The 12,489-nt window shown below is 33.7% G+C and carries 10 protein-coding genes and 1 tRNA gene; 2 read left to right on the top strand and 9 right to left on the bottom strand.

Features of this window, described 5'->3' with window-relative positions; all coding sequences use genetic code 11:
* Positions 1-89: 89 nt before the first annotated feature.
* Both ACNF42_RS04205 and ACNF42_RS04200 read right to left on the bottom strand, forming a co-directional pair.
* Complete coding sequence (locus ACNF42_RS04205) at positions 90-1,829, bottom strand: hypothetical protein (protein ID WP_443339283.1); 1,740 nt, start codon at positions 1,827-1,829, stop codon at positions 90-92.
* Positions 1,830-1,834: 5 nt separating this feature from the next.
* Complete coding sequence (locus ACNF42_RS04200; RefSeq protein ID WP_443339282.1) at positions 1,835-3,637, bottom strand: DUF2079 domain-containing protein; 1,803 nt, start codon at positions 3,635-3,637, stop codon at positions 1,835-1,837.
* 178 nt (positions 3,638-3,815) lie between these two features.
* Here ACNF42_RS04200 and ACNF42_RS04195 point away from each other — a divergent pair, with 178 nt between their 5' ends.
* Positions 3,816-4,820, top strand: coding sequence for a glycosyltransferase family 2 protein (locus tag ACNF42_RS04195; protein WP_443339280.1), 1,005 nt, complete (start codon positions 3,816-3,818; stop codon positions 4,818-4,820).
* A 2-nt stretch (positions 4,821-4,822) separates the two neighbouring features.
* Here the strand turns inward: ACNF42_RS04195 and ACNF42_RS04190 are convergent, their stop codons facing one another.
* The 3 genes from ACNF42_RS04190 to ACNF42_RS04180 all read right to left on the bottom strand — a co-directional run bounded on the left by ACNF42_RS04190 (position 4,823) and on the right by ACNF42_RS04180 (position 8,208).
* Complete coding sequence (locus tag ACNF42_RS04190; RefSeq protein WP_443339279.1) at positions 4,823-5,587, bottom strand: glycosyltransferase; 765 nt, start codon at positions 5,585-5,587, stop codon at positions 4,823-4,825.
* 105 nt (positions 5,588-5,692) lie between these two features.
* A complete protein-coding gene (locus tag ACNF42_RS04185; protein ID WP_443339278.1) occupies positions 5,693-6,952 on the bottom strand; it encodes an MFS transporter in 1,260 nt (419 codons plus the stop codon).
* On the bottom strand, positions 6,952-8,208 hold the full coding sequence (locus ACNF42_RS04180; protein ID WP_443339277.1) for an MFS transporter: 1,257 nt from the start codon (positions 8,206-8,208) through the stop codon (positions 6,952-6,954). Before ACNF42_RS04180 ends, ACNF42_RS04185 begins: the two co-directional genes overlap by 1 nt.
* Positions 8,209-8,850: 642 nt before the next feature.
* Here ACNF42_RS04180 and ACNF42_RS04175 point away from each other — a divergent pair.
* Positions 8,851-9,366 (top strand): hypothetical protein, encoded by a 516-nt coding sequence (locus ACNF42_RS04175; RefSeq protein WP_443339276.1) that lies wholly within the window; start codon positions 8,851-8,853, stop codon positions 9,364-9,366.
* A gap of 32 nt (positions 9,367-9,398) precedes the next feature.
* On the opposite strand, the gene ACNF42_RS04170 is transcribed toward ACNF42_RS04175, so the two are convergent.
* From ACNF42_RS04170 to ACNF42_RS04155, 4 genes are all read right to left on the bottom strand, one after another.
* Positions 9,399-9,472 (bottom strand) — tRNA-Thr (locus ACNF42_RS04170).
* A 66-nt stretch (positions 9,473-9,538) separates the two neighbouring features.
* On the bottom strand, positions 9,539-10,486 hold the full coding sequence (locus ACNF42_RS04165) for an MBL fold metallo-hydrolase (protein WP_443339274.1): 948 nt from the start codon (positions 10,484-10,486) through the stop codon (positions 9,539-9,541).
* A 171-nt stretch (positions 10,487-10,657) separates the two neighbouring features.
* A complete protein-coding gene (locus tag ACNF42_RS04160; protein ID WP_443339273.1) occupies positions 10,658-11,881 on the bottom strand; it encodes an MFS transporter in 1,224 nt (407 codons plus the stop codon).
* A complete protein-coding gene (locus ACNF42_RS04155) occupies positions 11,881-12,174 on the bottom strand; it encodes a hypothetical protein (protein WP_443339272.1) in 294 nt (97 codons plus the stop codon). The genes ACNF42_RS04160 and ACNF42_RS04155 overlap by 1 nt, the downstream gene beginning before the upstream one ends.
* Positions 12,175-12,489: the final 315 nt, after the last annotated feature.

Raw genomic sequence — 12,489 nt, 5'->3', positions numbered from 1 at the left:
TAATAACATTGCGATATTAATTCATATATAAACTTCCTCCGACCTTATTTTTTAAGCATGTATTTAAATGTATTTCAACAACTAACGAATTAAACTTCACTGCAATAAGTAAACATTGGGGTGTCGTTCCATTTAACGTCAAGCCAGCTCAAGAGATATCCATTATATGCCTCGATAATGTAATTATTGTTCAAACTTAAAAATTGATCTGGCTGATTGGTAAAAAGAGTAAACGTCTTCGTCTGATCGTGCGAGATAGAGGGATCGCCTGACGTATTCCATATGAATCCGTTTGGTGAATATAAAATTCCCCCTTCAAGGATTCTAAAATACAGTGGAAGGTTATTTTGCGGACCGCAATAGTAAACAGATACGTTAATAGAAGTTATGTAGGAACTATTGAAGGAAACCGGCTCAACATCTTTTATAAAGAGGTCTTTTTTATAGTTCATTTCATCATGTATTAAAACCATAAATGGGGATATTACCAAAAATGCTATTAAAATCACAACAAGTATCTTTTTTCGCTTTTCAAAGGCCTTTTTCAGGTTCCATAAACCAACGCCTGAACCAACCCAGTGAATTTGTTTGGGTTGGGACAAATAGTCCTTTTCTTTGAATAGGGGTGGAACGAATATGAGTGACAGAACCGGCCAAAATATTATGTAATTTTCAAGAAGCCTGTAATTGAATAGAAATATCAATATGGGAAAAGCAGTCATGGCATATTTGTTCCTTTCGAAACTATAATAGTAGTATATAATGGAAATTAACCAAACGCTTATCATCAAGGACGAGAAGAAGTTCGAGCCTGCGTATGGGATTATACCTAGAAATGAAAGTTGAGATATTCCAAATCCTATTCCGAGCAGTGGTGAAAATTCAGGACCTACAACTCCCCTTAAATAAGCTGAGGGATTAATAATTATAAAGGGTAAATTGAATACCAAGAAGGTTCCAAGGGTTATTAGAAGGAATAAGATTGCTCTTTTAAGTCCATATGTTTTAAATATGTAAATGAACAAGAAGGGAAATATTATGAGCGGTATTTGTTTGAAGGATAAGGCAATTCCATAAAAAATACCAGGCAAATATTTTTTGTTTATGAATAGTATTGATATCCCCATAAAAGTTGCCCATATAACGTCTGTTATTCCGTCGAATGAAAATAGTATGAAATTGATATTAAATATGGCAATTGCAGTCGCCAGTGGAGCTGCATAATCCATATCATTTTTAATGAAGCTTAGAGGAACAATACTTAGTAGAAATATGGAAAATAAGAGCAAAAGGACTTCCGGTTTTATGGAGAAAATTACAAAAGGTATCATTATCAAAAATGAAAGTGAAGGATACTGTAGAGAAGTCACATATCCACCAGTCATGGTCGGTGTAAAAAAAGAGGATGGGACACCTAAAGATTTTAAAGCGTGGATTGAGAAAATTATTCCATATGGATTATGGCCTAGAAGTAGTGCTTTTGCTGATAGCATCTCTATTGCCAGTTCATCAGTAATGGGAAAATTTACCGACATTCCCACTACAAAAGTAATTAACGAAATAATTAACACGCTAATCATGGAGAACAGGATCATGTTTTTCGGGTTTCTATTCCCATATTCACCCCTGCGTGATGCCAGAAGGATAAATATAAATCCCACGAAGGAAAGAACGAATTCAATGGCCAGAAAGAATGTAGAAGAATAGCCAACCAAATTGTAAATGGAATATGGAAGAAAAAGTATCATTATACCCATAGCATATAACCCAAAACGTTCTATCAGGGTCTTATAGTGGTTTTGCAATTTTTCTACCTTATCCTCCTCCATTAGATTTATGCACCCCATTCTGTTATATTCATCCTTAAATTTTCTATTCCATTTGCTCTTATACTGATATTTAAGTCTACTAAATAAGTTGTACTGGTTATAGTTCTTTCGAAATGAAATGATGAAATGTTTTCATCAATCACTCTATAATTTCCTAAATAGATTGATACGGGAATCGTTGATTTTGAAACCATTTCTCCAGAAAATTGAACATACCCCGGACTAATCAAGAAGATGTTTCCCAGATAAGTATTGTTGTGGAAATGAAAATCCGAAAGTGCAAGACTATAACTCGTGTTTCCATATATTAAAGGTTTACCTGTATATCCCAATTTAAATAGATATGCACCATCGTAATAAGCATAGGTCCCGTAACTATAGTTTTCAAGGTATCTATTTACCTGTTTATAGTACGTGAGCATGGTTCCATTATAATCAATCGGTTTCAAAAAATGGTAATTATATGGATCTGTTATTATATAGTCAGGTGGACCTCCGGAGGGGTTCTGACCAGGGCAAATATAATTATAACCTTGGGCAAACTGAGGAAAATTTCCTTGAATAAAAATAGATGAGCCTTTTGGTACGAGGGAAACAATTTTCATTAGTTCCGCATCTGTTTTGGTGGGCGCAACCTTTTCGTAGGTTTCATAAAAGCTTTGGGAGCCCGTCACCCAAGGATATATTACCTCGTTATCATAATTATGAGTATACAAATCTCCAATTGGTGTGTAAAAGGAAAAAAAGAATAAATTTAATAAGAGGATAGACACAAGTATTGGTCTCAATTTGCTCCCAATCTTTTTATTAGATGACATCCTCTTTATTGCCATTATAAAAGCAATGAACACAAATGGAGCATATAGGCTTGGATATTGGAAGAACATTAAATTTTCATATGGTAAATAATTATTAAAAAATACCATTATGGCGTAGGGAAATGTGATTAAAAGGTACTCAATTCCAACAATCGGCAGAAAAAGAAGCGGAATTATAGATCTTATGATAAATTCAAGTTTAAAAAAAGGATTTGAATACAGCGTTATGGGCGTAATGTTATTAACATAGTGGTTTACAAAATTAGTTCTATAATAAAGAAATGGAAGAGAAAAAATGAGAACGCTTAGAGCTAGTATAGCAAATTCCTTTTTAAAAAATCTAACCCCTCTATCTCCATTCCTAATTTTTTTGACTATTTCCATAAGAATAAACAAAAATATGATCACGGGCGCCATAAAGTCAGTTATTGTTGTAAGAACAGCAAAAAATGTCCATTTGCTGGAACCACTTTTATAAAGATAAAATGTTGTTAAAAAAAGGGTAGGGAAAAATGCCATAAAATGAAAATCAAACCAGTATACACCTGAAATGGGATAGTAGATGAAAAATAGTAATTCAACTAAAATTGATGTGTAATATGATAATCTGTACAAACGAGATATTAGATAAATGAGGACCCCTGAAAAGGCAAGAAAAAAATCCTGGTAAAAAAGAATAATCCATTCTTTTGGATACAGGGCATATACAGCACCTATAGGTATGTAGATGAGTTTGTTCATTGCAATTGGATATGGATTGGAAGGGGTACTCAAGAAATCAAGCTGAAGAACTCTATAGAGAAGAGCTGCGTTTACTCCCAAGTCAAATACGTTTTGGGAAAAAGCAAGATACCTCATATAAGATATTATTGAGAATACACTACCAAAAATGAGAGATATTGTTAACGGTATGATATTATCTTTTAAAAATGCATGAAATTTCTGAAAATTGTGTTTCACAAGCATTTTCTTTTCCTCTACTCCTCTCAAAGAGATCAATCTTCCTAATTTATGGGGAATAAAAAGATAGCATAAAAATATATATCATAAGAATAAGAAATTTGAAAAATGGCCCTAATTTATGTGCAATTCATTGCATGTTTTTAATTCATTGATGTGTTTTAACGTATAGGTTAAATTCCTAATTTCAATATTCGAATGGTATTTGATGGAAAAGAGCCCAATTAAAATATCAATAATCATTACAAATCACGAAAGAAAGAAATATGTGAAAGACGCTATAATTTCCGTAGTTAATACGCAAGAATTCAGTAATAAAATTTTGGAAATAATATTAGTTAAGGATTACTCAGATGAGGAAATCGAAAAATTTGCCCATGATAAAGGGGTAATTAATATTGATACTAATGAAGTGGACCTCGGAAAAAAACTTGAATTAGGTATCCTGAAAAGCCGGGGTGAAATAATTTGCTTTCTAGATGACGATGATATGTACCATCCTGGAAAACTCTCCTTTGTGACGGAAGTAATGTCAGACCGGGATGTAATTTTTGTGCACAATGATATAATCCAAATTGCTGAGGATGACAATTATGATTCTGTCAAAAGTAAATCTCCACTAAATGGTGAAGATAAAAATTTTTCAGTCCTAAGTCTAGATAATAAGCAGATAGGTGAAATAATGAAATACAGGACTGACTGGTATCTTTCCTCAATGGTTATAAGAGGTGAAGTTGCAAAAAAGTATGCAAACGTAATAGGAAAGTGCAAAAAAAGTTTAGATAAAGTTATTTTCCTATTGGGCGTAAAAGAAGGTAAAAGTATAGTTGTTTCAGAGAAACAGCTTACATTTTATAGGAAGCACATTAGCATAACTGGACTTAAGACTAATCTTAGGGAATTTAATAGATCAAGACTTGAATTTACAAAAGAATCTCTTAGAACTTTAAGGACAATCGAATCTATGGATTCGAAGGGCAATTCTCAGTTTAAGCGGTTCATATCCTTGATGCGATTGAAAATGGAGTCAAATGCAATAATTTACGGAGCCAAAGACATTGAAATAAGAAATGTGAAGAAAAATCTTCACAAGGCCATGTTAGAATCCAATTGTAAAGAATGCAAACAGTTACTCATTCTTCTTAGAGTAAATATGATTTCCAATTGGATAGCCAGCTATATTTATATGAAAATACAAACCAGAGGCATTTAATTTCAATTTTTTCGAGAGTGGTTTAACAAATTTCTATCAATTTTATCCAGAGCAACTCTTATGAAATCATTTTTATCATACCTTTCTCTCGCCCATATTCCAAGAACCGTCAAAAACATTGCGGGTACTGTTTTACTAATTTTCAATTTTGATCCTTCAGAGTCCTTCCATTTAATCCCTATTTCTCTGGGGCTTAGGCCCATCTTGATTCCATGAAAAATCATTGAGATATCAAATGTCCAGTCGAAAACCCGTACTTTTTTTCCTATCTCCTTTGCGTCTTTAGCATAGAAAATCTTAAGTCCGCATTGTGTATCTATTATGGGAATCCTCAAAAGCCCAAATACGTAATAGTGAAATAATCTGCTCAACACTATTCTTTTCAACGTCTGTCTTTTTTCAAGTTTGGCTCCTTTCACCCATCTTGAGGAAACCACAAATTCTCCTTTTTTAATATTTTTTCTCAATCGTTCCAGTTCTTCAGCGGGTACTGATCCATCAGCGTCAATATATGCAATAATCTCTCCATTTGCTGCATTTATTCCCTCCAGTATAGCTCCACCCTTTCCAAGCTTCCTGTTATAAGTTAATATCCTGCACTCACTGCATATACTCTTGGCAACTTCTGGTGTCGAATCATTTCCATCAAAAACAATTATAATCTCATAAACTCCTTTTACGGTTTCCATCAAATCTTTTAATATTTTCCCTATACGCTTTTCCTCGTTGTATGCGGGTATTATGATAGAAAGACCTTCCGATATCAACGTCAGGAGATTGTATCATAAAATTAAATGCTTTCTACTTATTAATTTAGGAAATATTAAAATAGTAGAAGAAACGAATTAATAAATAGGTTTAAGTTTTTCATATCATAGTGTATTCATTTGTCTTCTTTTTCCATAAAAGAGCATCAGTGTGATGGAACCTATAATATAAAAAATAGAACTTGCAGTGAAAAGGAAATGAAAGGAAAGGGGCGGGTAATCTCTGAATAGGTACAATATTAAACCGTATATGAGCGGTGAAAGTGTCGAAGCTCCTGAAAGAGATAGGTTGAACATAGATAATTGAGTCCCTGCAATGCTTTTATTTGCGAGGTCCCCAGCTAAGGCAATAGAAACGCTGTAATAACTTCCGTAAGTAGCACCGATAAAGGCACCCAGTATTAGGAATATCACGAATGAACTAAAGAATGGAATTAGAAAAGTAGGAACGGATGATGCTGCAGCTCCTATTATCAAGATACGTATCCTTCCAACCCTGTCTGATAAACGTCCTACTACTATGGACGATATAGAGGAAATAAATAAAATTAACAAACCCGCAATTCCTATTAGAATTTCTGGATTAGAAACACCTAATATTGTTTCAAAGAAATAAAATTCAAAATATGTCAATCCCATTATACCCATAAAAACAAAGAAACTACCAATTGTTAATATCTCCAATTTTTTGCTGTTTGAATCATGAATCATCTTCCAGTGAAAATGTTCATGTTTTGAAATTTCTACTAATTTTCTATGCCTACCTGAAATAAATGAAATAATCCCAGTAATCAGAACCCCAAGCCCTATGGCTGTTACACTTATAAAAAAGGGAAAGACCGTAAGAAAGTACGATGTGAGGCCAAATCCTATTGCAGAACCAATCAGTGTGTAGAGACCATTGATTCCCGAAGAGATTCCTCTCATCTCCTTATTTACGGTCTCAGAGAGAAGTGGCTGTGTCGATCCAATCGCTACATTGGAAAAATATTGAAGAATACCAAAGGAAATTACAATTCCATAGTATATACCAAATAACGGGATTGAAATGAAAGTACCTATCATTGTCATAAATGATCCAAAGAGGACAATAATGGATCTATTCCCGCCCCTCAACTTCAATTTGTCTCCTACAATGCCGGATGAAAGGTTCCCAAAGATGGCACTTAATCCTCCTATAAATGCAGCTATACCAAGGTAAAGTCCTGAAAATGATAGAGGCACTGATTTTTCAACTCCCATTGGTAATATAAGAGTTTCAAAGGAAATCCATAGATAGTTCATCCCGAGATATATGGAATTGAATCCAAGCAAAGATGTCAATCTTCCTTGTTTGTTCATCTTGTAATTTTCATTCGAATTCATCAGGTATTCACGCTCTTTTCAATTTTGACCTTTCTTCCTGTTCTCAATGGAAGTAGGAACATTATGGCCAACAGATAGAAAAGTGCCGTTATCTCAAACAATACAGTAAATCCAAATACAATATTTTTGGTAAAATAGTCTAAGATTGAACCGAATATGAATGGTGAAACGGCTGCTGAACCTCCAACTGCAATGTTATATATAGCCATATACCTTCCTGATGACTCTATGGGAGACATATCACTGGCAAGTGCCTTCGATACACTAAAAAATATACCGTAGCCTAACCCTGCGAATGTTCCAAAGACTAAAAAATTGTCGAATGTTGGAAACGTTGGAATCATGAACATTGCTATGGCTGATATAAAGGAGGCAAAAACAAGTATCTTTAATCTCCCTATCTTATCTGATATATATCCAAATAAAGCGGTTCCCAAAGCAGAAAAGAGTAAGACAAATATTCCAGAAATTGTTACAAGGTAGGCAGCATCCTTTGACAGTAAAACATCTTCAAAATAGTATAATTCAAAAAAGCTCAACCCACTTATTCCTAAAAAAAAGACAAACGAAGCCAGAACAAGAGTGGCAAATTTTTTATCAACATTTACTGACGAAATTATCTTTTGTCCTCTCCTTCTTGTCCCATGTTTTACAAAAATATGGTGCACATCATCATGTTTTATGGTTATTGCAGTTATTAATGCCGTTAAGAATAATATCACCGCCATAATAAGGAAACTTAACTGATAATGATGTATTGAAATAAGGTAACCAGTTAAACCCAGACCCAATGCATTTCCAAGCAATGTGAAGACGCCATTTATGCCGGTAGCAAAGCCCCTCTGTTCCTGCTTAATTAGATCTCTGAATAGTGGTTGGTAAGCACCTGATGAAATGTTTGTTCCTGTTTGAATTAAGATATATCCTATAAGACTCCCAATAAAGAAGTTTTGAATAAGCAAATCAAAAATAATAGACAATGATGCAAATAAACTTCCAAAAATTATATAGGGTCCCCTTTTACCCCAGAGGAAACTAAATCTGTCACTGATGGTTCCGAAAAATAAGCTTATCAATACTCCAATCCCAATACCTACGGCGGCTATGATTCCTAATAAAAATGAATTAGAATTTGAGTTCATCTGGATTTGTGTTGGTATAATTAATGATTCAAATGATATCCATACGTAATTTGTCCCAAGATGCACCGCGTTCATAGAAACAATGAAAGATTTTGATCTCCTTGTATATATCATGCAATTACCTTAAACCCTTATCCCCTATTATCAGCCGCCCTCATATTCTTACTTCAAAGATTTGTTTTATATTATTCCATATCCTTTGATTTACATCGTCCAACCCCGGGAGATCAATTTTTCAGTCTCATCCAGTTTTATAAAATTATAATTTCTAACTGATATAAAAAACTATAAGCTCAACACTTATAATTCTTATTATTTCCTCACAATGAAATTAAATATTGGGGATTTTTAAGAATTTCCGGGAGTTTAATTCCTTAATTGAAGACTTGTCTATGCAATTTAAAATCCGCAAATTAATACGTTCGATCGATTCAAGGCAAATCTAACTCCTCTTTGCAAGGAAGATTCCAATCAAATGTTACCATACTTATCCATCCTATTTAGATATTGCAAATTAAACCGTACTCTTAATTTCTCTCTCATTGGAGGTAAGGACAATTAAGGGAGAATTGTAATGAAGGTTCTAAAATTGCTCTAGATATTTATGTTATTGAAATTAAACTTATATCTTATCAATCATGAAAAGAATGCGTATTTTCAATTAAGCTTGCATTAGTGAATTGATATTCATATGAAATAATATACGATATTTTGAATCTTGCGATAGTTATTAATAGAAATAGCGCATAATTTCATATGCGGATTATTGGTTCTATCGATAATGCAGTCATGTGGAGTGCGACATATCACCTTATCTTTATCGATGGCGAAATGCTTAAGTTCAAAGTGATGGGTACGGAGGAAAGAGTACTCGATATATGGAATACTCAGATGACAAATGCAAATCGTATTATCCCCGTGGAGGGTCAAATAAGTAATTATAATATAACAAAGGAAGAAGTTGAAAAAATCATTCAGGAAAATTTAATCCGAGGCAAAGAAATCGAAGAAAATTTGGATAAAATTTTGGAAGATAAACCGGATTATCTAGAAGAAATACCTTATAGTTCCATTAATTCAGTCATTCTGACCAACGGTAGTCTTATTACATTACCTCATGTGGAGTTTAGATGTGCTAATAGACATTTGAAGTTTCATTTAGCACATGACAATTACCACGGAAGGGGAAAGCTTGAAAAGGATGTATTCACAAATTACACAAATACATTAAGAGAATCCTTCGGCGACCTACTTTACGTAAAAGGTAGTTAAGAATTTTTCAATTAAAAGTAGTAGAATCCAGAAGCCGCCGACGGGGTTCGATCCCGCGACCTCGTGCTTACCAAGCACGCGCTCTACCAGGCTGAGCTACGACGGCACTTATAGGGGAATGATTTAACATTAATAAATCTTACAAAGTGTGTTATCCTAAGATTAAAAGATTTCAAATATTAGAATATAATCGAATTCCATTAATTATTTCAGACTCAACAATACTTTGATTTTCCATGTAGCGAAGGTGGGCAATTGCTTCACCAACCGCGAAGTTTTGTTCCATGATATTCATACTGTCCATGGTCCTTCCACGACTCCATTTCATCCTTTTCGCAACATCATAGGCAGACATTTTATTTGTGTCAATTATTCTCTTTATCTCATCGATTCTGACTCTGTGATGGTTTTTTATCTGTTCTATTCTGTCATTAATTCTTGTGAAGGGGGACCCATGACCTGGAAACGCTGTTTTTAGTTTCAATTGCTCAGTTTTGGCTAAGCTTAACAAATATTCTCCAAGCATATCTTCATCTCTATCATAATAACTAATATTTGGTGTTATTCTTTCCAAAATATGATCTCCGGTGAAAATGATATCGCTATCCTTTGGAATAAAACAAGTTGACCCTGGGCTATGACCCGGCACATAATAAAATTCTATCTCATTAATTTCCTGAGGAATATTTTCGAAAATCTGGAGGTCTACCTTTTCATAATTTTTTAGTTCTATGGCCAAAGGATGATTGTCACCCATACTTTTAGTCATTTCATCAGGAACTCCCATTTCCTTCAAGAAGGATTTTGATTCATTCATAAAACCTGAAATATCGTTCTGAATGGACAAGACCTTGTTTCTATCTAGCTTATTTATGTAGACCGGAATGCCATATTTATCCTGAATTGATTTTGATCCTCCAATATGGTCAATATGCATATGGGTTAATAAGACTGCATCTAGTTCCTTGAAATTAACACCTTTTTCTTCGAGGAAACTCAACGCACTGCTATCCATACCGCTATCAACAAGAAACGAATGATCATCAGTTCTCAAAAGATAAACAGATGCAAATTTCAGGGCTCTTATTCTTATTGGAACGTAATATACTTCAACATTCATTTTTGGATATGTCTTCATCCATAATGCGATTTGTGTTGATACTTCTTTTTGATATACAAAACGAAATTGCCAAGTTCTACAATAGTCTAAAGATGAACTTATTTAGGTCTTCATTAAACAAATTAAAATTATTAAACCATCTATGGGATGAGGTTTAATTCATTAGGTATTTTATGTTTCGATGAATTCCATTGGCCTTAAAGAAACAAATTTTTTCATAATAAAATACGAGGGTATGGGAAGAATACATGCAATTATTCCTGCATAAGTAAGAAGAGTGGATACTGGGACGAAAGGCGTCAATAGTGTAAAAATTGTTGCCATAACGGGAGCAGATGCTGTAAACACCAGAAATACGACCGCATCTACTCTGCCTATAATTTCCCGAGGTACAATCCTAAGTATAATTGTAAATGAAGGGACTTCAATGAAAGAGGTTAATATACCTATTATAAACATGGCCGAAATATCAACATATAGACTTACACTACCTGAAATGATTAAGAGTAAAATTCCCATGGAAAGTACACTCAAAAACATAATAAGTGCATTTTCAAGTTTTCTTTCCATTTCCGCCGCAACTATACCACCCAGAAGAGTTCCAAGGGGTATCCCCAGTTCAAAAAGTGTAAATGCATTTGATCCTCTATGAAGAATTATGTGTATTATATCAGGTCCAAAAATCATCAATGACACAAAAAGCCCGTTTAGTAGAAGGGCAAGAATCATAACGGGAACTAGTATTTTAAGGGCACTTTCAACTTCACCTTTGATATATTTTTTCTCCTGTATTTTGTCTATTTTGAAAGGTTTTCCAGAAAACAATCCTATTAGTGAAAGTGCAATTAGGATATACATCAGATATTTGCTCGCCGAGATCAAAATTATTCCAGCCATAATTATTCCAAGAACATTAGATAAACTTGAGCCTATCTGATTCAAAGCTGAAATCTTTGAATCCTCTGACTCATCTGCAATTTCTCTGCTGGATTTTATGAATGCATCGAAAAGAATTGCAGTTAGTATTGAGGCCAGGATATCAACAATGTAGATAACTGTCAGAGTATTTTTAAAGAATAGGGCCGAATATGTGAATATTAATATTATGGTTGCTATAAAACCTACATATGAACTGTTCAATTTATCAAGTATTATACCTTCAGGCAGGCTAATTATGACATATCCAAGAAGTGATAATGTTGGAACAAGAGTTGATAAAAGGACCGAGTTATACTGAACAACTATGATCCACATGAAATAGAGGTTAAACACAAAACTTGAGGTTCTGCAAAGTGTTATTCCAAGCCACATAAGATAAATTTTTCTTTCGCTTATATTTCTAATATTTTTGATTGATATTTCTGTGGTTTTAGGATGCTTAGTTGCCCTTATCATTATGCCTTACCTCCGGTTATATATCCAACGAAAAACCCAATCCCGGATAGAACGGTAGTAGCGTAAGCATATAATATGGAAAATTCTGAAATTCCACCAAACCTTGACTCAGCCTTAATCAGATTTACTGTGAGAATAAGAATGACAAAAACGATAAGAATAATCGCAACAATAGAGTAAAGATGACTTTTATTACCTCTTAGAAGCAAATTAAACGCAAAACCCAAATTTATAAGGAGAACAGGAAAAATAAGGTAATAATAATCTATCAAACCAGAAACAGCATCAATCATTCAAAGGAATATTTACTATGTAGTAATAAATATTAAGTTTCCTTTAAGCATCTTTAAGAAGAGGAAAATTGTAATTTTATTTCAGCCGCAAATCAAAGGAACATATTTTCCTAAGATTAAGAAAAAACTTTGACTACATGCTAAAATTGTATTTCAAAAATATAAAAGATAGGGTCGTGAGTTTACATCTATTAGGTTTACTCTTTCCATAAAGCGAGTCTTTCACTGAGTTTTTTCATTAACACTTCAGGGTGCTATTGTACTTAGAAGTTTTCTGTTATTCTTTTTTCCCTTCTAACTGGTGGTCCGTGATTA

The organism is Cuniculiplasma thermophilum (assembly GCF_052315355.1).
Taxonomy (GTDB): Archaea; Thermoplasmatota; Thermoplasmata; order Thermoplasmatales; family Thermoplasmataceae; genus Cuniculiplasma.
The sequence above is the reverse complement of the archived record's forward strand: the minus strand, read 5'-3'. Positions and strand labels throughout refer to the sequence as shown.